This is a genomic window from Texcoconibacillus texcoconensis (assembly GCF_014202575.1).
In the GTDB taxonomy this organism is placed as follows: domain Bacteria; phylum Bacillota; class Bacilli; order Bacillales; family Salisediminibacteriaceae; genus Texcoconibacillus; species Texcoconibacillus texcoconensis.
The window spans coordinates 121233-144399 of sequence record NZ_JACHHB010000001.1; the positions used below are offsets into that span (position 1 = coordinate 121233).

Below are 23167 nucleotides of genomic sequence, written 5' to 3' on the forward strand. Positions count from 1 at the left end.
TTCACCTCTGTTTTGAACTACTCCCCCGATTCGACCTTTCTTTGAGCTATTGCCACTTCAGGCACCATCCTCATTTTTCACGAATCAGGTAATCGGATGCACTAGAGGTGTATAGATCAAGTGCATTCAACGTAAGCTCACCTTTACCAAAGGTTCCAAGGGTATTCATTCGGTGTCTTAGAACTGATCTTAATTTCTTCTTTTTTCGTTGGGTGTTCGATCCCAAGAGTTTCTGACCATAAAGCGATTTGCTGGCCTGGTTTATTGACATGTTGTCCGTATTTTTGATCGCCATATAGTGGACAATTTCGTGATGCCAGTTGGACACGAATTTGGTGCGGGCGTCCAGTTTGTAAATCGATGGACAATAGACTTAGACCATCATTTTCGCCGATGACTTCATATTCTAATATCGCTTTTTTGGCGTTTTTATCCTTTGGGGAGGCAGTATACACTTTATTTTCACGAGAATCCTTAACTAAATAATCTTCTAATACGTCACGTTGTTTCGGCATTTGTCCACGGACAACTGCCAAGTATTTTTTCGTGATTGCTTGTCTTCGGATCGCATCTGAGAGGCGCGAAGCCGCTTTCGATGTTTTTGCAAACACCATCACTCCTCCGACAGGGCGATCCAAACGGTGTACAAGGCCCAGGTAAACATTGCCTGGTTTTTGATAACGAACTTTTATATCTTCTTTCAAGATCGATAGTAAGTCTTGATTTCCCGTACGGTCTTCTTGCACAGGTACATTCACTGGCTTTTGGACAAACAGTAAATGGTTGTCTTCATAAAGAATTGGGATTTGCATCACACATAAACTCCTTCATAGATACTAAACATACAATAGATATCATGATAACATAGCAAACTGTGTATGTATCAACCTCGATGTGATTCGTCACATCGAATTAATATTCGGTAGAGACCAGTTCTTCATAGGCCTAAAGTCGCAACTTACTCATAAAGTGGTGAATTTCACTCATAAACTACCGATTTTCACTCATAACCATCAAATCGGTCACAGCCCCCCAACACCCTCGCTCCTCAATTCAGATAACCACAAAAATCCCCCTCAAGTAGATTTGAATAACTACTTGGAGGGGATTCTGTTAAACCTGTGCTTTTTTGTTCAGTTTCTCTAAAATCGGAAATAACTCTTCAAGATGCTCGATTTCAAAATCTGCGGTGATGTCCGTTCGCTTCTCTTTCTGTTCTCGATTAATCCAAACCGATTTCATCCCTACGCGTGAGGCACCTAGAATATCTGTGAGTAAATTATCTCCAATCATAATCGCCTCGCTTTTATCAACACCTATTTTCTCTAATCCGTGTTCAAAAATCGAAGGGTCAGGTTTTCCGATTCCAAATCCACCTGATATGATGATCTCATCAAAATATGGGACGAGCTCAGGGGTAATATCTAGCTTCGTATGTTGTAAATCAGGAGAACCATTCGTTAAAAGTAAAAGCTGATATTTTCCTTTTAATTGTTCGAGGACGCGGATCGTTTCTTCATACATATAGGGATGCTTTCGTCGTTCAATCGGAAACTGCTCTGCCAGCTCTTCCCCGAATTTCTCATCTTCGATCCCTAGACGCTTTAAACCTTTCGTCCACGCCTCTTTTCGGTAGGTAGGAACGATGTCTTTCATTTTTCGAAATTCATCATGGTCATCTAAAAAGTTTCCCCATAGGCCTTCGAATGGATTGATGCCGATTTTTTGCGTAAACTCATACGTATCATACGATGCATAAAGTTCTCTCGCTTCTTCTCGTACTGCATCCTCCAACTGTTCAGCGTCGATGCCATATTCTTTTTCTGCTCGTTTACATGTTACTACAAAGGCTTCCTTTACACTTTTCTTATCCCACAGTAGCGTATCATCTAAGTCGAAAAACACCGCTTTGATCATCTACTTTTCCTCTCCTTAACAAAATGATAGATCTTCAACCAAGACTGCTATACTTACAATAACTGAATACCTGAACTTTTGCACTCTTCAATGATTTCTTTCGACCAAACTGACGCTTGAACTTCTCCGATATGGGCTTTTCGTAACAGGAACAAACACGCTCTAGATTGACCGATCCCACCACCAATGGTATAAGGGAGTTCATTTCCTAGAACCATCTTGTGATAATCTAAAGTTAAGCGATCTTCACAATCCGCTTCTTTCAGCTGTCTGACTAACGCCGCTTGGTCTACGCGAATCCCCATAGACGACATTTCAATCGCCTGATCTAATACGGGATACCAGAAAAGGATATCACCATTTAATGTCCAATCATCATAATCTGGAGATCTATCATCGTGTTTGTTCCCTGAATGTAATGGACCACCGATCTGAGTAATAAAGACTGCTTTTTTCTCTTTAGCGATCTCATTTTCCCGTTCTTTTGGTGTTAAATGGGGGTACCGATCTTCTAATTCCTGTGTCGAGATAAAACTAATCTCATCAGGTAAAATCGGTTCGATATAAGCATACTCGTTTGATAAATTCCACTCAATTTCTTGAAAAATACGAAAGATTTTTTTCACAACCTGTTGGAGTTGCTGTTCCGTTCTTTCCTCTTCTGTAATAATTTTTTCCCAGTCCCATTGGTCAACGTAAATGGAGTGCAGGTTACTTAGCTCTTCTTCGGCGCGAATCGCGTTCATATTTGTATAAATGCCTTCTCCATATTCATATCCATAATCATTTAACGCTGTTCTCTTCCATTTTGCCAAGGAGTGAACGATCTCTACTTTGGCATTATCCGCATCCTTTACATGAAACGAAACAGCATTTTCTTTACCGCTTAAGTTGTCATTTAACCCTGTTTCTGGTTGTAAAAATAATGGTGACGAGACGCGCGATAAATTGAGGACATCGGCAAACTTCTCCTCAAAACGTTGCCTAACAAATTTAATCGCTTTCTCTGTTTCTTTAATATCTAGTTGTGAGTGATACCCCTTTGGTTTAATTAACGTTGTCATGATATATCTCCTCCTTTGTTTTCGAACCTTTCGTTATATTCTGTAAACTTTATATACGTTTTTGAAAATATGCCAAAATAAAAAACCTCCTCCCCTTAGAACGATCCTAGGGGCGAAAGGTTTTCGCGGTACCACCCTGATTTTGCTATGACAATAGCCTTCATTGGTCAATGCGTAACGTGCATCCACGTTCAAGTCTACTACAAGTTCGACCTGACTACTCCAAAGTGTTATTCATCGTGCGGAAATACTAGTTCTCAGCAACCACTAGCTCTCTGTGATTTCTCAATCACGATGAACGTGTCTTCTTCATCGTATTTGATATTCATATTTTTATTTCATGATGTCATGACCTGTACTTATGACAAAGGACATGTATTTTGTTTGCAATATATTTAAATATCTAAAAAATATACACGATATTCACGAAATTGTCAAGAGTTGGTTTCCTAGTAGTGAATGACTGAGTAACTCTTGTGCCCATTATGCGATTGATCCAAACTGAATGACAAAAATCGGTGATGGATTTACCCGTCGGTTTAAAATCGAAAGGAATGAAGGTTGCATAATTAAAGTTTTCCTCTATAATAAAAACAGCCCGTATCGTATATGGTTTGATCATCTTTTGATACAGGCTGTTTGATTGCGTTTTCAATTAAGGCTTTCCTTTTCATTACACTTTAAATCTTAACATTACGTTGTATCTATTCCCTTTTTTTCCCTTTGATATCAAATAAGTTATAAAGAAGCATTTGAAAACAAACGAATGCAATGAAAGACACATACATCGTGAGGTTCATTGATTGTTCTTGGATTTGTATTTGTATTTCCCACCTTAAATAAAATAAACTCCCTGTTAGCAGGTAGGCTAGGAGCCACCCTGCACTTATACTAAGAATCAATTTAATCCAAATCACAAGGCCCGTTTCTTTCGTTAATTTAAAAGCGATCAACGAAATCGATGTATAACCAATAAGTAGCATACCTAGTAAGACTAGTGGCGTCATCAAACTCACCTCCAATGCTAGAACAATTCCATAAATGATAATACATGTTCTTTTACTTTTTGTTTCTCTTCTTCCGTCTTATCATCTAATGTAAAACGCTCAAAATCGTCTTCTGGTATAAGAATGGTTGAGGGCTCATCAATCACTTTTTGTTGCTTCTCTTCACTGTCCGCCCATGTCACAGTAGACACTTGATATGTTTCATGCGCGATCACCGTTTCAATATACTTCCCCCTCTTGATCGTAAAAGTCTTCTATTTTTTTGATATCAGATTTTTGATGATTATCACCTAATTCAATATTTGTGATGCTGTCGACTTGTATGTACACGTTATGACAGCGCTTAGTTGTCGTTTTTTATATTTCATTTTAAAGCTCCATCAACTTCTCCCTAGAACGATTCTCATGATCACTTGTTCCAATGATTTCAATTTTAACATTCATTTCATTTGAAAGGGGGTGAACAAAAAAACTTTTGCATGATGATTATACGACGCTCACCTCTCGCTCCGCCTATCCCAGCAAATAAAATAACATTTACTTCTTTATCATGGTTTAGTATGATTTTCATATCATACTGTTCGTTCTCACTTTCATGTAAAGGAGCTTTTTTCATGGATGACCAAAGTAATCGAGAAGAAAGTGCTTTAGCTACAGTACGTGCACTTCTTCAAAGGTTTGAGCACCATGTAGAAGAAGACGGCAAATTACCTTCTTACAGAGCATATGAAGAAGATCTTTTGGATAAAGCACTGCCCAGTGAAGCAGATATCGACCATTACGATTTCCAAATCAACCAAGGAGTTGCCGTCCTCATGATATTATTTGTCTTTGCGATCCCCTCTTTTTCTTTCATTCGTATCGCTCTAATCACAACCGAGGATATAGCAGCTCTCCTATCTTTATTGGCAATACTTACAGCTTCGTTCGCTGCCTTCTTATTTTATAAATTAACGATTTTTTTGCTTCAATGGATGACCGATAACAAAAGAGCATCGCAAAACAAACAGTTTTGGCAGGCTATCCGAGAGAATTGTCACAATCATTTATCTTATATTGAAAAAATAAAAAAGCGTGATGACCGAGAACAAGACCTCAAAAACGATGATTCAATGAAAGAGGTCACCATTACTGAAGTAAACATTAGGGAAAATGAACCATCGATTGCAACAGGTTTCGATCAGTCGAACAATCAACTTTACCTTAGGGTCAGCAATCAGTTAGGTACATACATAAACCATATGCAAAAGAAAGGATTCTCGTTTGTGATAAAGGCAAACCTTCACGCCGTAGCTGATATTAGTCTCACTCAACTAAAAAGGATGAAATATGACACATTTTTTATCAATGTGGATGGAAAAACCGAAGAGGTCCCCGAAGAGATGATGAAAAATATTTATCACCGTGTGGCGTTAGCATACACATTGTCTAAAAAAGAAGCACAACCCATTCTTCAAGGGAAATCAAAACGCTCGTGATAAAACGTGGATATAACAATATAAAAACGCATGGGATTTTCATAATAAAAACCCATGCGTTTGTTATGTCGATTTACATGTTTCTATCCCTTGTCATTAGTAGAACCGGATCCATTCCTCATTACGAGTTTTCTTGGTTTAACTTCACGTTTCGTTGCGGTGAAAAAGTGGAAATGGCGTGTTTATACAGCAATTGTTGTTTACCATCAGTATCTAAAACAACGGTGAAATTATCAAAACTTTTCACTAATCCACGAAGTTGGAATCCGTTTAATAGAAACACCGTCACGGGAATTTTTTCTTTTCGTAATTGATTTAAAAACTGATCTTGAATATTGACTGGTTGCTGTTTCATCGTCGACAGGCCTCCCTCATTAGCATTACTTACTTTATTCGCCATCAAACGCTACTTTCCTGCTACAAAGTTACTGATTTTTTCGACGTTTTTATGAACGCCTTCATTCATATCAAACCACTCGACATCCATTTTATTTTTAAACCAGGTTAACTGACGTTTTGCAAAGCGGCGGGTGTTACGTTTTAAAGTCTCGACCGCTTCTTCTAAGGATACATCCCCTTGCAAATACTCGTAAATTTCTTTATATCCAATCGCTTGTACAGATTGGCAATCGCGAACGCCTGAATCATATAACCTTTTCGCTTCCTCAACTAATCCTTGTTCAACCATTAGGTCGACGCGCTGATTAATACGTTCATAAAGCAAGCTCCGTTCCATATCAAGACCGATGATTGTCACGTCGTAACGAGGAGATGAATGGGTGTTTTCACGTCCGTGGATCGATGTCCCTGTTAATGAAGCGACTTCGAGTGCGCGGATGACACGGCGAACATTGTTCGGGTGAATCTGTTCTGCGCTTTTCGGATCAACCTCTTGCAAGCGCTCATAGAGTGCTTCATTGCCATGTTTAGCCGCAAAGTCTTCTAGTTCAGCGCGGTATTTTGCGTCTTCAGGCACATCAGAAAATTGGTAACCATAAATGATGCTATTGACATAAAGGCCCGTCCCACCAACAAGAAAAGGGGTTTTTCCTCTTTGATTGATCTGTTTAATCTTCTCTTCTGCCGCTTGTTGAAACTCAGCTACAGAAAACGATGCGGTCGGTTCCTTACAGTCGATCAAGTGGTGCGGAACCCCTTCCATCTCTTCTTCTGTTACTTTCGCTGTCCCGATATCCATTCCTCTATACACTTGCATCGAATCGCCACTAATCACTTCACCGTTAAAACGGTTTGCTAATTCGATGCCTATCTTCGTTTTCCCAACCGCGGTCGGCCCCACGATTGCTATTAATTTTTCCATATCATCACCTGTTTGACCTTTCGATTTCAATGGTACCGTAATGAGCCTTAGCAGAGGGGCGTTTCGTTACGTTAAAACCTAAACGCTGAAAGCGATCGCTACGAAAATGGTCTTTAAGGACAACTCTCTTTTTTGCGACGCGAACCGCTTCAGCTACCGCCTCCTCTGTTAATACTTCTTGTTGCGCCACAGTTTCCCATGAACGCATCGCAGTTGATTTTTCGATCGTTTCCGTAAACATCGGGTCAAAGTAGACGACGTCTACATGTGCTGACGGTTGTTCTTTTAAAAACGCCGTATGGTCTTTGTTAACAACAGATATTTCTTTCATTGCTTCTTGGAGGGGTTGAAACTTCGTACGGTACGTTTGCAACCCTTCTTTTAATAAATAAGCTAAAACAGGATGTTTTTCAACACCGATGACCTTTCCAGCGCAGCCGACGGCAATTTGCGCTAGTAAACTATCTGCACCTAGGCCCATCGTCGCATCGATCACTGTCATGCCACGTTCAAGGCGAGCCGCTTGTAAAAACGCATCTTTACCTGTTTTTAACCATTGTTTACTACGAAACATTGCGGCGTTCGGATGAAAGAAGACCGTCTCTCGATCATGTTGTGACACGTAGGAAAGACGATCTTTTTCAACCACAAAAACGTCCGCTTTATATTGATCAATGATCGTAGCCATACTGGACTGCTCTCTTGAAACATAAGGAATATCCCAGTCTTCACTTATTTTTTTCGCTCGTTTCACAAGCGAAGGATGTACTTTTCCTGCTGTTGTGACCATTCTTTTTATCATCAGCGCCTCCGAGATTACATCACTCGTTTAAACATTTTTTCCATATCATAAGAAGAAAAGTGTACAACAATCGGTCGGCCGTGCGGACACGTATAAGGTTGCTGGCACTCATTTAAATCACCGAGTAGCTGAACCATCTCCTCGCGTTGTAAATAACGGTTTGCTTTAATCGCTGCTTTACAAGACATGAGAATGGCCGCTTCTTCTCGAATCTGACCGAGAGTAATACGCGGGTTATCGATGACCTTTTCAACGATTTCCTCGATCATCTCGGCTTCTTCCCCTTTCGGAAACCAAGACGGATGGCTTCGTACAATGTACGTTTTTGAGCCAAACGGTTCAAAGAAAAGGCCGAGGTTTTCTAGTTTTTCTTTTTCTTCTTCGATTCTCGTTGCGACATTTACCGTCCATTCAAACGTTAGTGGCACAAGTAAAGATTGCTGGTCAGCGGTTTCGTTAGCGAGTTTTTCATAAAACATTTCGTAATAAATCCGTTCTTGTGCAGCATGTTGGTCGACGATGTATAAACCGTCTTCGCTTTGGGACAAAATGTACGTCCCGTGAAGCTGACCGATCGGCTCTAAGTCTGGGATTCGTTCTTGTTCGTCTTCGTCCTCAGCTTCGGCGACAGTTTCTGTCTGCACCTCTTGTTTCGCTATGTTGGAACTGTCTTTTGGTTGTTCCACTGAAGGTTGTTCAACCGTTGTCGGCGCAGCTTCCTGGTACTCTTCTTGCGACTCAAAAGTTTGTTGAGACGAAAAACGCGGCGTTGTTCCTTCTTCTTTGACGCCTTCAGTGTCATGTTGAACAATGATGTGGTTCTCTTCCTGCTCTCCTACCTCCGGCTCTGTCATTTTGTTTGTTTCATGAACAGATGAAGGTTGTGAAGCTGATGAAAAAGACAAGCTCAGCTGCTCTGATGGCGTTTTTGCTTTTGGTCTCGGTTTTGCAACATCTGGAATTAATTGTTCACGACTTAGCGCTTTTTTAATCGCCTCAGAGACTGTGTCGACGAGTTCTTTTTCCTTACTTAAACGAACTTCTAATTTTGATGGGTGTACGTTCACATCGACAAGTTGTGGGTCCATGTTGATGTGTAAAACGACAACAGGGTGACGCCCGACTGGTAGTAACGTATGAAACCCATCATGAATCGCACGATTAAGGCCGTAATGTCGAACATAACGCTCATTTATAAACGTCGACATATACTGCCGTGACGAACGAGTCACTTCAGGTTTGGCGATATAGCCAGTCACTTGAAAATCAAGTGAAGAGGCATCGATTTTAATCATATGCTGGGCTGTGCTCACACCGTAAATGGAAGCGACCACTTGTAATAAATCGCCATTTCCATTTGTTTTTAAAAGCACGCGATCATTATGACGCAATTGAAACGACACATCCGGATGGGCCATCGCCATTCGATTGATACAGTCACTGATGTGACCTAGTTCAGTATGAATTGTTTTCATATATTTTAGGCGTGCAGGCGTATTAAAAAATAAATTTTCAACGATGACTTCCGTTCCGCGGCTTCGACCAATTGTCGTTTCATTATTGATCGCACCACCTTGGATTTGCAATTCAATACCTGGGCCTTCCCCTTGACTCGTTCGTAAAGTCAAGGATGAAACAGAGGCAATACTCGGTAATGCCTCGCCACGAAATCCAAGTGTTTCAATACGAAATAAATCACGGCTTGAGTGAATTTTACTCGTCGCATGCCGTTCAAAAGCATTTTTACACTCATCACTAGGTATACCTTGTCCATCATCATTGATACGAATGTAAGATAGGCCACCTTCCTTCACATCGACCTGAATCGATCGACTACCTGCATCAAGGGCATTTTCTACGAGCTCTTTCACGACGGAGGCTGGTCTTTCGACGACTTCCCCTGCTGCGATCTTATTCGCTAAGAAATCATCCAAAACTTTGATCGTCGCTGTCATCGTAAAACCTCCAATCTATTTATGACCTAATTTCTGTTTCATTTGATTTAACGTTTCTATCGCTTGAAGAGGCGTCATATTCAGAACGTCACAGTTTTTGATCGTTGCTAAAACATCTTGTTCATCGACATCCGGCTCTATTTGTTCAAACGCACACTCCGGCTCTTCTTTCACGTTTGAGCTTTGCGGCTCCTCTTCTATTTGAAACAACGGTAATTGTTCTGTTTCTTCCTTCGGCTCATGAGAAGCGATCAATTCTTTAACTTGTCCACTTTGATCTGCATCTTGGGTCTGTGATTCAAGGGTTGATAAGATCGTTTTCGCTCGCTCAATCACATTTTTAGGTAAATCTGCAAGTTCGGCTACATACACACCGTAACTACGATCGGCAGCACCTTCAATCACTCGGTGTAAAAAGACGACTTTGCCATCCTCTTCTGTAGCGGAAACATGAACGTTTTTTAAACGCGCCAATTCTGTCTCCAACGTCGTCAATTCATGGTAATGGGTAGAAAATAACGTTTTCGCGCCAACGTCATGATGGATATGTTCAACAATCGCTTGTGCTAAAGCCATCCCATCATAAGTAGATGTACCACGTCCGATTTCATCTAGTAAAATCAGACTTTGCTCAGTTGCCTTCGATACAGCGCGGTTCGTTTCAACCATTTCTACCATAAACGTACTTTGCCCGTGTGCCACATCATCAGCAGCGCCAATACGGGTGAAAATTTGATCGAACTTCGGTAAATGAGCTTCGTCAGCAGGGACAAAACAACCGATTTGTGCCATCACACTAATAAGCGCCAGTTGACGCATGTACGTACTTTTACCTGCCATATTCGGTCCAGTAATGAGCAACATATCTCGTTTTTCGTTCATAAACACGTCGTTTGCTACATAAGATCCAATGTCAATCGATTGTTCAACGACAGGGTGACGCCCTGCTGTAATTTTTACATCACGATTCTGAGAAAACTGCGGGCGAACATAACGATTTTCATCACTAAGCTTTGCAAACGACTGCAACACATCAATGGTCGCTAACGTTTGCGCCAATTGCTGAAGGGACTTCATATACTGCTTCACTTCTTCGCGAAGCTGCAAAAACAATTCGTATTCGAGCTGTCCACTCTTTTCTTCCGCTTCAAAGATTAATTGTTCTTTTTCTTTTAATTCTGGTGTAATATAACGTTCTGCATTTGTAAGTGTCTGTTTACGTTCGTAACGGCCTTCAGGTAATTGGTTTAAATTCGCTTTTGTGACTTCAATATAATAACCGAACACTTTATTAAAACCGACTTTTAGGGATTTTATCCCTGTTGCCTCACGTTCTTGTTGCTCTAAAGAAGCGATCCACGCTTTGCCGTTTCTCATCGCATCTCGGTACTGGTCTAATTGTTCGTGATAGCCATCTTTTAAAAGGTTCCCTTCCGTAATCGAAACAGGCGGGTCATCTAGAATACTTTCATCTAGTCGATGACGCAGTGATTGACACATATCAATGCCTTCTACGAGTTTTCGTATCGCTGGGCTATGATGACTATTCAGTTGTTCAAAAATCGGTGGCACTTTCGCTAATGTTTGCCGTAGTTGGACAAATTCACGTGCATTGACACTCCCAAAGGCGACTTTCCCTGTTAGACGCTCAACATCATAAACGTGTTTTAAATCTTCTTGTAGTGATTGGCGAACAAAAAAATCGTCAAGCAACGCTTCAACGACATTTAAACGAAAACTCAAAGCTTCTTCGTCCATAAGCGGCCGCTCGACCCATTGCTTTAAAGCCCGTCCACCCATTGCTGTTACGGTTTTGTCTAATAAACCTAATAAAGATCCGCGCTTGGATTTGCCACGAATCGTTTCCGTTAATTCTAAGTTTCGCTTTGAATCAGGATCAATCGACATAAACTGTTTTGTTGTATAATATTGTGCTTTTTGGATGTGATCAAGCGAGCGTTTTTGCGTGCGAACAAAATAAGCGATCAGTCGAGCTGTCACTTGGCGAAGCTTTGTCTGTTCAATATCTGAAAGCACGTAGCTCATCTCAGCAGGCAGTTCTGTTTCATCTTGAACGGAAACTGTTAGCTGTAGACGTCGTTCACACCACTCGATAAGTTCTTCATCGACTTCACTTGAAACGACAATTTCTCGTGGAGAAAATGAAGCTATTTCTTGAATTACTGCTTCTAGATCTTCAGCGACCATGGTCGTTTTACATTCACCTGTCGTTAAGTCACACGCAGCGAGACTATATGTATCATCGTCAAACGTATCGACGCTGACCATATAGTTGTTTTCTTTTTCTTGTACAGCTCGCCCTTGCATGACGGTTCCAGGTGTTACTAATTGGACGACTTCACGTTTAACGACCCCTTTTGCTTGTTGAGGGTCTTCGGTTTGTTCACAAATCGCCACTTTAAAACCTTTATCAACCAATTGTGCAATATATGTTTCACTCGAATGATAAGGAACGCCGCACATCGGAACGCCGTCCTCACCTTTGCCACGGCTCGTTAATGTAATCTCTAATTCTTCTGCTGCGCGTTTGGCATCTTCGAAAAAGAGTTCATAGAAATCACCGAGTCGAAAAAATAAAAATGCATCGCGATATTCCGCTTTAATCTTTTTGTATTGTTCCATCATTGGCGTTTCTTTTGCCATCGTATTCCTCCAACTTTCCTACAAATCATTTCCGACTTATTATAACATACACAGCAAACGACTTAATTGAAAATCAATCGTTCGAAGGTTTGTTTAAGACCCAATTGAAGAAAGACTTGGCATCGTCATAAAACGAACCTTGTGGTAAGGTCCGCTTGATGTTTTCATACATCTTTTCGCATATCGCACGCGCTTGTTTATCGTCTTCTTGATAGAAAGCTTCCAGTTCTGCTTTTTTTAGCGGTGTATCGTCTAAGTATTCAATGCCTTGTTTGCGAATACATGCGTCAAACCATTGAAATAAGCTTTTCGCTTCTAATATTTTATCACACCAAGTGGAAAGGGTACGGTACTCGAACCCTTGGAATGCATTCGGTCGCACTGCACTCAAACGGCCGTCTGTTTTTCGTCGCTCGTCACCGCTTGAATCTTCTAAAATTCGAAGCGGCAAAGCTACGTAACGATCTAAGCGGCGAATATCTACTTTTCTCGGCCAATACCCTCCGATATGAAAATGTCCACCAAGCGTCCAGCGACCAAATGGATTCGGACGACTGTCGATATCATACCCATGTCGATTTAACCTATAACTCAACCGCTCATATTCACGTTTCACTGATTGATACAGTTGTTCACCAGAAGTCGCAGGGGGTGGGCGCAATTCAAAAATCGGTCGATAAAAGTGGTGTTCGTGTCGGCTCAACGCACGGTCTGTTCCTACTGTTCCGTCATCATAAGTGGCACCTGGGTAGGCTACAAACTTTCCGGACTTTCGGTTTACAATCATAAACTCAACATCAGCACCGAAAGTCATCGCAATCGGTGTGTGATTTTTTTGTTCGCTTTCAGAAGGCAACGTTTGAACATCAAGCCAACGAATGCACTTTCCTTTCCTTTCCAAACGCACGTATAAAGACGACGGTGTGACGAGACAAGCAATTTGTCTAGCCATTTCTAACATACGGTCAGCTAAATAATATTCTTTAAATTGTACAGGTGATATCAATTCCCGAAATGTTGAATAAGGCTTTTTCACTTTCAGGTTCTTAATCGTTAATTCATCGAGGTATATTTCATATTGCCATAGGTTGTTTTCTCCGGTTCCTTTTGAAAACTGCGCAGCGGTTAGCCGTTCTTCCATATTTAAAACCGCCTCTCGTCACACGTCTATCAATGAGGTGAAGTGAAAGAAACTAGGAAGAAGTTTCCCTTCTTCCTAGTTTCATTACTCTTCTAATTCACCCATTAAAAAGTTTGGATCTAAATCTTCAAATTCTTCGTCTTCGATATCCACATCCCAGATTTTTTCATCCCAGTCATCACTAACACCATCTGGATTGACATAGACGCTTATTTTTGTTTCACCAACGACTTCGACAATGAACTCTCTTTCTACTTCAACACTGACATCGTACCCATTTGGTTCAACTAAAGCTTCTAATGTATTAGGTTGTTGAATCGCTCGAGCGATCACCTCAAGGTCATCGGAGAGAACGTTTTCATCATGCATAACGAGCGGAACAATATCCGTATAGGATACCGTTTCTGTTGCGACGTCTGTTTGTGTATTATTGGAATAAGAATACCAAATGTTAATGTCATACCTACCATTTACTTCGATGGCATCGCCCTTTTTCTCCGCATCATATTGGTGGTTAATGATCCAGCAACCAAGAATACTCGTCGGCTTTTCGGAAGGGCTCATCGTATGACTCGCTTGCGAGAACTTTCTCCCCTTTCCACAAACCGCTTTCGTAATAATCTCTCTGTAATTTAGATCTTTATCTGTCGGTGACATGCTTTATACCCTCCTCAACGATTGATATCACAAACAACATTCAAATGACTGTAAGGACACGTTCACTTCCATCCTATGCAAGGCGTATGACTAGTGTGCTATGAAATTAAATCCGATACTATTTCTTCAGCCTATGTTTGCGAACAAATCTTGGTGCAACACCTCGCAGAAATTTTCGTTCTCCATCCGATGGTAGCGTTCATTTATCTATATGTATGAAATATCCAAAACATGACGGCGAAAAAAAACCTACCGCTCATGTCACGTTTTCTATCGCTATGAAAGCACGAAAACGTGATAAGGGTAGGTTTGGATCATTTAGCTTTTTATAAAATTAACATTGAAAAGGATTTTTCGTCGTTGTCCCTCTTAATAAATCACCGCCGGTCGATTTAATGATTTCATCTGTTACCGTATTGGAAATCGTCGTTGAGACAAGTTGTAATAATCCGTTTACATCTGATTGTGATTGTTTAAACTCTTGAACAACAGGAATGCTATCGACTTCATCATGCAGTTCATTAATTTTTGCTTCTACTTCTTTTAATGCTTCTGCCTTTTCGTAATGCTGCAAATTAACGGCTTCTTTTTGATACTTTTTAATTTGCGCGATTAATTCTTGAACGCGAACATTTTCGTTAATTTTTTGCTCGGCTTTTTTAAAAAATTCAACTTCTTCTGTTTCTGCAATCACTTGTGCTAATGTTTTTGCTTGGTCTAAAACTTCTTGTTTTGTGTATTTACTCATTCCCCGTCACCTCTGCAGTTTCCACGACATAACCATCTAACGACCACGTTTTCGTCTCGGTAATTTTCACGTGGACGAGTTCGCCAATTGCTGATTTCGGTGCTTCAAAATTGACGAGACGATTCGTTCTCGTTCGACCAGTTAAGACGTCTGGATTTTTTTTACTTTCACCTTCAACAAGGACTTCTACGATTTCACCTTCATATTGCTTGTTTTTCTTAGCTGATAGATCATTTACAACGTCGTTTAAGCGTTGCAGACGCTCGCTTTTCACTTCTTTTGGTACGTTATCCTCCATTTTCGCTGCAGGTGTTCCTTCACGTGGTGAATAAATGTATGTGAACGCACTGTCAAACTCCATTTCGCGAACGAGCGATAACGTGTCTTCAAACTGTTCTTCGGTTTCATTTGGGAAACCGACAATGATATCTGTCGTAAACGATGCTTGCGGAATCGCGTCTTTAATCTTGTTTGCCAACTCTACAAAGCTTTCACGCGTATATTTACGAGCCATCATTTTCAATACGTCATTGTTTCCACTTTGTACTGGTAAATGGATATGCTCAACTAAGTTTCCGCCTTTGGCTAATACTTCAATTAAATGATCGTCAAAATCACGTGGGTGACTCGTTGTAAAACGGACACGTGGGATATCAATCTTTCGGATTTCATCCATTAAATCACCGAGACCATAGTCGACATCGACTAAGTCCTTACCGTAAGCATTGACATTTTGTCCGAGCAAAGTAATTTCTTTATACCCATTGCGCGCTAAGTGACGAACTTCTTCGATAATATCCTCTGGCCTACGGCTACGCTCTTTTCCACGTGTGTAAGGGACGATACAATACGTACAGAATTTGTCGCAACCGTACATAATGTTGACCCAACCTTGTAGTTTTCCTTTGCGAGCACGAGGCATATTTTCAACGATGTCACCTTCATTGGACCATACTTCAATGACCATTTCTTTATTGAAAATCGCATCGTGAATCAAATGAGGTAAGCGGTGGATGTTGTGCGTACCAAAGATCAAGTCAACTTGTTGGTGCTTTTGCAGGATCGTGTTGACAACGGATTCTTCTTGGGACATACAACCACATACACCTAAAATAAGCCCAGGCTTTTCACGCTTCAATGCTTTAAGGTGACCGATTTCACCGAACACTTTGTTTTCTGCGTTTTCGCGAATCGCACACGTGTTAAGCAAAATCACATCTGCGTCGTCAGTGATCGTCGTTGATTCAAAGCCCATATTCATTAAAATACCAGCCATATTCTCCGAATCATGTTCGTTCATTTGGCAACCATAGGTACGGATCAGAAACTTCTTCCCTTTACCGATGTCTTTCATATTTTCAGGAATGTCAAAGTCGTAATGAACTTCAACATCTTCTTTCCCGCGCTTTTTCGCTTGCTTCATGTTAGGTGGTTCATAGGTTGTTTGGAAATACTGTGAATAGTCCTTTTCCTGTTCGGATTTTTTGTCCGTAGAAAAAGACGTTTCATTTGCCACAGTAAGCGTTTTGCGTTGCTGTTCGTTCATTATTATTCGAAACTCCTTTTTTAAACAAAATTCTTGATATTCCCTTGTATAAAACAAGCACTCACCGCATTATACCACGTCATAAGACAAGAAAAAACAAGGCTCTTTTAGGAAGATTAGAGAAGTTGGCTTACTCAAATGTTCCTCTCACGATAACTTCTCCACCTTCCATCATGACTTTACCACGTGCGATCACAGTATCGACATGTAATTGTTCGTCTAGCATCACAAAATCTGCATCATTGCCTTCAATAATTTCACCTTTTTTATCCAATTGGAATGCTTGTGCAGGACTTGTTGTAACTACTTTTAAAGCTGTTGAAAGCGCAATGTCTTGTGTCAGCACGGCATCGCGAACGGCTTCAAATAATGAATCCATTCGACCGATTTTTAAACCGACAAAATGACCGTGTTCATCAAAGGTTGGGAGGCTTCCTTGTGCGTCTGATGTAAACGTGATTTGTTCAATATCGATCCCTTCATCCAACAAGGTTTTCAACGCTTGTCCACACGTCACTTCGCCTTCTTCTAAAAATTTCGGTACCGTGCTTGTCGTAAAATCTAAGCGACCACCTTTTTTTGCGAATTCAATGCCCGCTTCCAAAAGGGATGCACTTCGGTTCATGTGTGTCGGTATAAATTGCTGTATCGGTACGTTCGTCGTTTCAATAACTTCTTCTAATAAAGAAAGCTGATCATCCCCACCACCGACGTGTACATTGACAATCCCTGATTTACCAGATAACATCCCACCAACACGAGACTGTGAAGCAATTTTCGCCAATTGACCGACCGTTGGTTGTGAAGAACGGTGGTCAGCAATCGCGATTTCACCTGAGCCAATAATTCGATCAACGAGGAGGATGTCATCTTCGACTGAATCCATTAATGTGCGAACAGGCACGTGATAATTTCCTGTTAAGCAATAACAAGTAACCCCCTCTGCTTCTAGTCCATTGGCCTTGGCGACAAGGGAAGCCATCGTCCGTGTCGTCCCATCGGTACCAATCACACCTATCACAGACGTAACACCTGCTTTGATTGCATCAGAAAGCATTAATTCAGGCGTACGCGTGTGATATCCTCCTTCTCCGCCACCACCTAGAATGTGGACGTGACCGTCAATAAATCCAGGCACGAGTTTCTTTCCTTTCGCATCGATCACATCAACGTCACCCCAACCTGTAGGTAACTCAATATGATCAGCCACTTTGCTTATCGTTCCTGCGGTTATTAGCACATCTTTTACTCCCATCGATTCAGGTGCATAAACATCGGCTTGTTTAATCAGTGTAAACATCTATGTATCCTCCTAAAAGTTCGTCTGTTTTCCTTGTATGTTGATATGATCATACCAAGGGGGGAGTGACTTTGTCGAACAAAAATGAAGGAATCGTCTAGCGAATAAACACAAACAAAGACATGGAAATCATCCATGCCTTCTGTCTGCCCACTTGTTTATTCACTTATTTACATCTTGTTTCCCGTTCCTTCAAGTCTTGATTTATCTAAATAATGCCCAGGTCTTTACCTGCTTCCTCAAATGCATCAAGTGCTTGTTGTAACATCGCTTCATCATGTTCTGCTGTTACGATGGTACGAACACGCGCCGAATCTTTAGGAACCGTTGGGAAAGCAATCCCTTGTGCGAATACGCCCGCTTTTACTAAACGATCGGATAGCTCGTGTGCTTTTGCACCATCGCCAACCACAACTGGTGTAATTGGGGTTTCACTTTTACCTGTATCAAAACCGAGTTTTTCTAAGCCGTCTTTAAGAAAGCGTGTATTGTTCCATAACTTTTCAATCAATTCAGGCTCATCATTTAAAATATCAATCGCTTTTGAACACGCCGCTGTGACCGCTGGCGGATGAGATGTACTAAATAGGAAAGGACGTCCCTTATGGATTAGGTAGTCTCTTACTGATTGTGTGCTGGCAATATAGCCGCCTAATACACCAATAGCTTTACTTAAAGTACCAACTTGAATATGAACACGGCCATTTAAGTCAAAATGATCCACCGTTCCGCGGCCATTTCTTCCAAGTACGCCACTCGCATGCGCATCGTCAACCATAATGAGTGCATCGTACTTTTCACAAAGTTCAACAATCTCTGGAAGTGGTGCAATGTTGCCGTCCATCGAAAAGACGCCATCAGTAACAACGAGTCTTTTACGATATGACTGGGACGCTTTGAGCGCCTCTTCTAAACTAGCCATATCAACGTGTCTATAGATTTTTCGCGCTGCTTTTGTCAAGCGGATACCATCAATAATCGACGCGTGATTGAGTTCATCGGAAATGACGACATCTTCTTTTGATAAAAGGGAAGATAGTACCGCTTGGTTTGCAGTAAACCCTGATTGTAAAACGAGTGTCGCTTCTGTATGTTTAAATTCAGCTAATTTACGTTCAAAAGCTTCATGCATCGAAAACGTACCGGCAATTGTTCGTACAGAACCTGTTCCCGCACCATACGCATCTGCCGCTTCACTCGCAGCTTGTTTCATTTTCGGGTGTGTCGTTAAGCCAAGGTAGTTATTTGAAGACAATTGAATGAGCTCTTGTCCATCGATCGTTACTTTCGGCCCTTGATCAGATTCAATCGGAACAAGGGAGCGGAACAATCCTTCTTCTTTCATCGCGTTTAATTCTTCTTCAATATGTTCAAAACCTTGCATATATGTTCCCTCCTTCTTTTTGTGAACAAAATCTTATCATTTATTCAGAACTAATTGTAATATATATCGACACTGCTCTTAAGAACATTTTTTAATGAAATTTGCACGTTTATATCACAAGACAAATTTTTTTAGCCAAGATTTGCTCAAGGTGTGACGTAAAAATGCTGTTTGCGATGAAGTTGACGCTTTGATGAACGTTTTAGCATTTTTATTACTATGTTTAAACTGTTCTTCTTACGGATGTAAGACGACTTTACCACATCGACCTTGGATCATTAAATCAAAGCCGTGTTCAAAGTCTTCAAGTGATAAGTGATGTGTAATAATTGGTTCTAAGTTAACAGAACCATTTTGCAACAATCCTGAGAGTTGTTGCCACGTCTTGAACATCTTTCTGCCTGCAATCCCTTGAACAGTCAAGCCTTTAAAAACAATATCATTTGTTATGTCAATTTGAACTGGTTGTACTGGTAAACTTAAAATTGAAACACGCGCACCATTTGTCGCCATTTTGAAACCTTGGTCCATCGCAACTGGGTGACCACTCATTTCACAAACGACATCGACACCATGTCCATTCGTACAACTTTTCACCTTTTCTACAGGGTCTTCTTCACTAGGATTAATGACCGTTGTTGCTCCCATTTTTTTTGCAAGATCGAGACGATACTCATTTAAATCTGAAGCGATCACTTGTGAAGCACCCGCTGCTTTAGCTGCAGCAACGGCCATAATTCCAATCGGACCACAACCGACGATAGCAACTGATTTCCCAGCAACTTCTCCGTTCAACACAGTATGGACAGCGTTACCAAACGGCTCTTGAACAGAAGCCACATCAAACGGTAAGTTTGGATCATTTTTCCAAAGGTTTTCTTGTGGTAATGCAACGTACTCTGCAAAACAACCATCTGTGTCAACACCGATGATCTTCGTATCTTCACAAATATGTGCATTGCCTGTTAAACATTGCGGACACTTTCCACACACAATATGAGTTTCTGCAGAAACATGTTCTCCTAGCTCGACGCGATCAACGTTTGCGCCTTTATCAATAACAACACCTGAAAATTCATGACCGAAAATATATGGTGGGTTCACTCGACTCTGAGACCATTCATCCCACGTATAAATATGGACATCTGTACCACAAATCGATGTCGCTTTTACTTGAATTAATACATCATTGTCGCCAATTGTCGGAACATCTACCTCTTGTAGTTCCGCCCCGTAACCACGTTCGTGTTTAACGATGGCTTTCATCTTCTTACCCATAGTTCCACCTCTTTTTACGAATTCAACTAATTCTAGCACGAAAAAGTGTTTCCGTAAAACGAACTGTACACAAGTAACGGACAAAAGTTTACCAAGAAAAGAAGGTATAATTTTTTTTATGTGAAAGCATTTTCTTGTTCATTCTTAAATAATTCAAAAAGCGACATTTCATCATCAAATTAAAGTATGAAAATAGAAAAGACGCCGTTTTCGGCGCCTTTTCTTATGACATTCGTATATTATTTAAATTCTGCAACTAATTGGTCAAAGTATTCTTGATCCAGTGTCAGTTGTTGATTTACAAGTGGTTCCTGAGAGAAACCATCAACCATATCTTCATAGGCTTGTTTTTCTTTATTTTGATAAATTAAACCTGATACTAAGCCATTATATTCCATGAGTGTGTTCATCGCAGCTGTACGATCATTTGGATCATACCCTTCAATATCTGACAGTTTCGTCAAGTTTTCTTTAAACCAATCGTACGTATTGACTTTGTTGAACGTAACACACGGACTGAAAACATTAATTAATGAAAACCCTTTGTGCTGAATCCCTTGCTCAATCAGTTGTGTCAATTCTTTTAAGTCACTTGAAAAACTTTGTGCGACAAAACCTGCATCTGCAGATAAAGCCATTTCCATAATATTAAGTGATGATTCGATGGAACCATTCGGCGTACTTTTCGTTTTAAAACCCGCCTCACTTCGTGGTGAAGTTTGCCCTTTTGTTAACCCGTAAATTTGGTTATCCATGACGATGTATGTGACATCAATATTTCTACGGATTGCATGAACAGTATGTGCCGTTCCGATTGCAAATCCATCACCGTCACCACCAGAAGCAATGACCGTTAAATCTCGGTTTGCCATTTTTACCCCTTGGGCAACTGGAAGTGAACGACCATGTATACTATGAAAACCGTAGGACTTAATATATCCAGAAATTCTTCCTGAACAACCAATACCTGAAACTAAGCCTAGATCTTCAGGTTCTAATCCTACATTCGCTGAAGCACGTTGAATAGCAGCTTGTACCGAAAAGTCCCCACACCCTGGACACCAATTTGGTTTTACATTATTGCGAAAATCTTTAAACGTGGCCATGAACCAACAGCTCCTTACATTCGCTATAAATTTCCGTAGGAATAAACGGATTTCCGTCATACTTCAAGACCGATTCAATGTGATTAGCATTGACGTTCATTTTAATCAGTTGTGTCAATTGACCTGTAGCATTGTTTTCTACGACGACAACTTTTTTCGCTTTTTCCATTTCTGCTTGTAATTCTTCACCTGGAAACGGGTGAACGAGCCGTACGTGAGCATGGTTCACTTTTAGACCCTCTTCTTCAAGTCGTGGGATCGCTTCTTGAATCGTCCCTTTTGTGGAATTGATTCCTACGATGAGAAGATCTGCGTCTTCATGACGACGATCTTTCCATACAGGTCTGTCAAAATGGTCATTAATAGTCGCTAATTTTCGCATTCGTTTATCCATTTGTTGTTGTCGGTTTACCGGTGACTCTGATGTCTTCCCTTCTTCATTATGTTCAACACCAGTAACATGGAAGATGCCATTTTTCATACCTGGAATCACTCGTTCTGAAACCCCATCTTCCGTTACTTTGTATCGTTTAAAATATTCATTCTTTTCAAGCGGTGGAAGCGTTTGGTCTGGGTCAAACTTACCGCGACGGACTTCTACTTGATTATAATCAAGTGGTTCGACCGTTTGTTTACCGAGTGATAATGCTAGATCTGTAACGATAATGACAGGACACTGATACTCTTCAGCAATGTTAAAAGCTTCTACTGTATCATAAAAGGCTTCTTCAACAGTACTTGGTGCCATGACTACTTTCGGAATTTCTCCGTGTGTGCCATAAATGACTGCCATTAAGTCGGACTGCTCTTGTTTTGTCGGTAAGCCTGTTGAAGGTCCACCACGCTGAGTATCAACAACAACAAGTGGTGTTTCTGTCATTCCACTTAACCCTATCGATTCCATCATAAGAGATAAACCAGGACCGGCTGAAGCGGTTAGTGACCGAACACCTGCATAGTTTGAGCCAATTGACATTGTACAAGCGCTTATTTCATCCTCAGTTTGTATGACCGTTCCTCCGAGCTCAGGAAGTTTTTTAATTAAATATTCCATAATTTCTGATGCTGGGGTAATTGGGTATGCTGCCATAAAGCGAACGCCTGCTGCAACACAACCAAGAGCAATCGCATCATTTCCAATCATAAATAAACGATTTTGCCCATCGGCCTTCTCTAGATAGAGTTGCTCACCGACAGTTTCTCCTGCTTGATCATGAAAAGACTGAATCCCTTGTCTTATTGCTTCAATGTTTTTTTCAACGACTGCTTCACCTTTACGGGAGAAAATCTCTTCAACAACACCTCTATATGATTCTTCGTCAATACCAAGAAGGGCACTGGATGCGCCAACGGCAACCATATTTTTCATTAAGGATGTCCCTAAATCGTTCGCAATTTTTGTAAATGGAATAACAATTAGCGAGCCATTACAATCTTCTGGTTTAACAGGTTTAAATTTTTCATCTGCTATAATTACACCGTTTTGCTTTAATTCATGATGATTAAGATCGATGGTTTCTTGATCAAAGGCAACGAGAACATCTAAGTTGTCAGAAATTGCATTAACAGGTTCTGTACTAATACGAACTTTATTGTTCGTATGTCCCCCTTTAATTCTAGAAGAAAAATGTCGATAACCGTATAAATAATAACCTTGACGATTTAATGCCATGGAAAAGATTTCACCAGTACTTTCAATCCCTTCCCCTTGCTGTCCACCAACTTTCCATGAAAGTTGTTTGATCATGAGTTCCACCCTTTCATTTGACTGTCATCAATTTGTTACGTCGTTAAACGTT

20 protein-coding genes and 1 other annotated feature are annotated in these 23167 nt (G+C 40.7%); of the genes, 1 reads left to right on the top strand and 19 read right to left on the bottom strand.

Annotated elements, in window-relative coordinates; all coding sequences use genetic code 11:
* Positions 1-143 precede the first annotated feature (143 nt).
* The 5 genes from HNQ41_RS00565 to HNQ41_RS00585 form a co-directional block, all read right to left on the bottom strand.
* Entirely contained in the window at positions 144-812 is a 669-nt protein-coding gene (locus tag HNQ41_RS00565) for an RluA family pseudouridine synthase (RefSeq protein ID WP_184662463.1), read from the bottom strand.
* A gap of 301 nt (positions 813-1113) precedes the next feature.
* Entirely contained in the window at positions 1114-1917 is an 804-nt protein-coding gene (locus HNQ41_RS00570; protein ID WP_184662464.1) for an HAD family hydrolase, read from the bottom strand.
* Positions 1918-1970: 53 nt separating this feature from the next.
* Entirely contained in the window at positions 1971-2981 is a 1011-nt protein-coding gene (gene asnA / locus HNQ41_RS00575) for an aspartate--ammonia ligase (RefSeq protein WP_184662465.1), read from the bottom strand.
* A 105-nt stretch (positions 2982-3086) separates the two neighbouring features.
* Positions 3087-3303 (bottom strand) — a binding site (T-box leader).
* 382 nt (positions 3304-3685) lie between these two features.
* Positions 3686-3988, bottom strand: coding sequence for a hypothetical protein (locus HNQ41_RS00580; RefSeq protein ID WP_184662466.1), 303 nt, complete (start codon positions 3986-3988; stop codon positions 3686-3688).
* A 17-nt stretch (positions 3989-4005) separates the two neighbouring features.
* The gene (locus tag HNQ41_RS00585; RefSeq protein ID WP_184662467.1) at positions 4006-4203 is read right to left on the bottom strand and encodes a hypothetical protein; all 198 of its coding nucleotides are present in this window, start codon (positions 4201-4203) and stop codon (positions 4006-4008) included.
* Between the two features lie 399 nt (positions 4204-4602).
* On the opposite strand from HNQ41_RS00585, the gene HNQ41_RS00590 reads away from it, so the two are divergent.
* On the top strand, positions 4603-5466 hold the full coding sequence (locus tag HNQ41_RS00590) for a hypothetical protein (protein ID WP_184662468.1): 864 nt from the start codon (positions 4603-4605) through the stop codon (positions 5464-5466).
* A gap of 121 nt (positions 5467-5587) precedes the next feature.
* Here HNQ41_RS00590 and hfq read toward each other — a convergent pair whose 3' ends face one another.
* The 14 genes from hfq to HNQ41_RS00660 form a co-directional block, all read right to left on the bottom strand.
* On the bottom strand, positions 5588-5821 hold the full coding sequence (gene hfq / locus HNQ41_RS00595; protein WP_184662469.1) for an RNA chaperone Hfq: 234 nt from the start codon (positions 5819-5821) through the stop codon (positions 5588-5590).
* Positions 5822-5872: 51 nt separating this feature from the next.
* Positions 5873-6787 (bottom strand): tRNA (adenosine(37)-N6)-dimethylallyltransferase MiaA, encoded by a 915-nt coding sequence (miaA, locus tag HNQ41_RS00600; protein WP_184662470.1) that lies wholly within the window; start codon positions 6785-6787, stop codon positions 5873-5875.
* Positions 6788-6791: 4 nt separating this feature from the next.
* Positions 6792-7589, bottom strand: a complete 798-nt coding sequence (locus HNQ41_RS00605) for a class I SAM-dependent methyltransferase (protein WP_184662471.1) — start codon at positions 7587-7589, stop codon at positions 6792-6794.
* Positions 7590-7603: 14 nt separating this feature from the next.
* Positions 7604-9544, bottom strand: a complete 1941-nt coding sequence (gene mutL, locus HNQ41_RS00610) for a DNA mismatch repair endonuclease MutL (RefSeq protein ID WP_184662472.1) — start codon at positions 9542-9544, stop codon at positions 7604-7606.
* A 15-nt stretch (positions 9545-9559) separates the two neighbouring features.
* On the bottom strand, positions 9560-12208 hold the full coding sequence (mutS, locus tag HNQ41_RS00615; RefSeq protein WP_184662473.1) for a DNA mismatch repair protein MutS: 2649 nt from the start codon (positions 12206-12208) through the stop codon (positions 9560-9562).
* Positions 12209-12281: 73 nt separating this feature from the next.
* On the bottom strand, positions 12282-13349 hold the full coding sequence (locus tag HNQ41_RS00620) for a putative amidoligase domain-containing protein (RefSeq protein WP_184662474.1): 1068 nt from the start codon (positions 13347-13349) through the stop codon (positions 12282-12284).
* Between the two features lie 84 nt (positions 13350-13433).
* Positions 13434-14006: an outer spore coat protein CotE gene (locus HNQ41_RS00625; protein ID WP_184662475.1), complete on the bottom strand. Its 573-nt coding sequence runs from the start codon at positions 14004-14006 to the stop codon at positions 13434-13436.
* A gap of 334 nt (positions 14007-14340) precedes the next feature.
* Positions 14341-14754: a YlbF/YmcA family competence regulator gene (locus tag HNQ41_RS00630; protein ID WP_184662476.1), complete on the bottom strand. Its 414-nt coding sequence runs from the start codon at positions 14752-14754 to the stop codon at positions 14341-14343.
* The gene (gene miaB, locus HNQ41_RS00635) at positions 14747-16300 is read right to left on the bottom strand and encodes a tRNA (N6-isopentenyl adenosine(37)-C2)-methylthiotransferase MiaB (RefSeq protein ID WP_184662477.1); all 1554 of its coding nucleotides are present in this window, start codon (positions 16298-16300) and stop codon (positions 14747-14749) included. The genes HNQ41_RS00630 and miaB overlap by 8 nt, the downstream gene beginning before the upstream one ends.
* A 130-nt stretch (positions 16301-16430) precedes the next feature.
* On the bottom strand, positions 16431-17600 hold the full coding sequence (iadA, locus tag HNQ41_RS00640) for a beta-aspartyl-peptidase (RefSeq protein ID WP_184662478.1): 1170 nt from the start codon (positions 17598-17600) through the stop codon (positions 16431-16433).
* Positions 17601-17808: 208 nt separating this feature from the next.
* Positions 17809-18984, bottom strand: coding sequence for a glycine C-acetyltransferase (locus HNQ41_RS00645; RefSeq protein ID WP_184662479.1), 1176 nt, complete (start codon positions 18982-18984; stop codon positions 17809-17811).
* A 237-nt stretch (positions 18985-19221) separates the two neighbouring features.
* On the bottom strand, positions 19222-20262 hold the full coding sequence (gene tdh / locus HNQ41_RS00650) for an L-threonine 3-dehydrogenase (RefSeq protein WP_184662480.1): 1041 nt from the start codon (positions 20260-20262) through the stop codon (positions 19222-19224).
* Between the two features lie 239 nt (positions 20263-20501).
* Positions 20502-21368, bottom strand: a complete 867-nt coding sequence (locus HNQ41_RS00655) for a 2-oxoacid:ferredoxin oxidoreductase subunit beta (protein ID WP_184662481.1) — start codon at positions 21366-21368, stop codon at positions 20502-20504.
* Positions 21355-23115 (bottom strand): 2-oxoacid:acceptor oxidoreductase subunit alpha, encoded by a 1761-nt coding sequence (locus HNQ41_RS00660; RefSeq protein ID WP_184662482.1) that lies wholly within the window; start codon positions 23113-23115, stop codon positions 21355-21357. Before HNQ41_RS00660 ends, HNQ41_RS00655 begins: the two co-directional genes overlap by 14 nt.
* Positions 23116-23167 lie beyond the last annotated feature (52 nt).

Coding starts and splice junctions, on each gene's coding strand:
- HNQ41_RS00590 (WP_184662468.1), top strand. CDS start 4,603: ATGGATGACCAAAGTAATCGAGAAGAAAGTGCTTTAGCTACAGTACGT.
- iadA (WP_184662478.1), bottom strand. CDS start 17,600: ATGTTTACACTGATTAAACAAGCCGATGTTTATGCACCTGAATCGATG.
- mutL (WP_184662472.1), bottom strand. CDS start 9,544: ATGACAGCGACGATCAAAGTTTTGGATGATTTCTTAGCGAATAAGATC.
- HNQ41_RS00630 (WP_184662476.1), bottom strand. CDS start 14,754: ATGAGTAAATACACAAAACAAGAAGTTTTAGACCAAGCAAAAACATTA.
- HNQ41_RS00605 (WP_184662471.1), bottom strand. CDS start 7,589: ATGATAAAAAGAATGGTCACAACAGCAGGAAAAGTACATCCTTCGCTT.
- HNQ41_RS00625 (WP_184662475.1), bottom strand. CDS start 14,006: ATGTCACCGACAGATAAAGATCTAAATTACAGAGAGATTATTACGAAA.
- HNQ41_RS00570 (WP_184662464.1), bottom strand. CDS start 1,917: ATGATCAAAGCGGTGTTTTTCGACTTAGATGATACGCTACTGTGGGAT.
- tdh (WP_184662480.1), bottom strand. CDS start 20,262: ATGGGTAAGAAGATGAAAGCCATCGTTAAACACGAACGTGGTTACGGG.
- miaA (WP_184662470.1), bottom strand. CDS start 6,787: ATGGAAAAATTAATAGCAATCGTGGGGCCGACCGCGGTTGGGAAAACG.
- hfq (WP_184662469.1), bottom strand. CDS start 5,821: ATGAAACAGCAACCAGTCAATATTCAAGATCAGTTTTTAAATCAATTA.
- HNQ41_RS00655 (WP_184662481.1), bottom strand. CDS start 21,368: ATGGCCACGTTTAAAGATTTTCGCAATAATGTAAAACCAAATTGGTGT.
- HNQ41_RS00580 (WP_184662466.1), bottom strand. CDS start 3,988: ATGACGCCACTAGTCTTACTAGGTATGCTACTTATTGGTTATACATCG.
- HNQ41_RS00620 (WP_184662474.1), bottom strand. CDS start 13,349: ATGGAAGAACGGCTAACCGCTGCGCAGTTTTCAAAAGGAACCGGAGAA.
- miaB (WP_184662477.1), bottom strand. CDS start 16,300: ATGAACGAACAGCAACGCAAAACGCTTACTGTGGCAAATGAAACGTCT.
- HNQ41_RS00645 (WP_184662479.1), bottom strand. CDS start 18,984: ATGCAAGGTTTTGAACATATTGAAGAAGAATTAAACGCGATGAAAGAA.
- asnA (WP_184662465.1), bottom strand. CDS start 2,981: ATGACAACGTTAATTAAACCAAAGGGGTATCACTCACAACTAGATATT.
- HNQ41_RS00565 (WP_184662463.1), bottom strand. CDS start 812: ATGCAAATCCCAATTCTTTATGAAGACAACCATTTACTGTTTGTCCAA.
- HNQ41_RS00660 (WP_184662482.1), bottom strand. CDS start 23,115: ATGATCAAACAACTTTCATGGAAAGTTGGTGGACAGCAAGGGGAAGGG.
- mutS (WP_184662473.1), bottom strand. CDS start 12,208: ATGGCAAAAGAAACGCCAATGATGGAACAATACAAAAAGATTAAAGCG.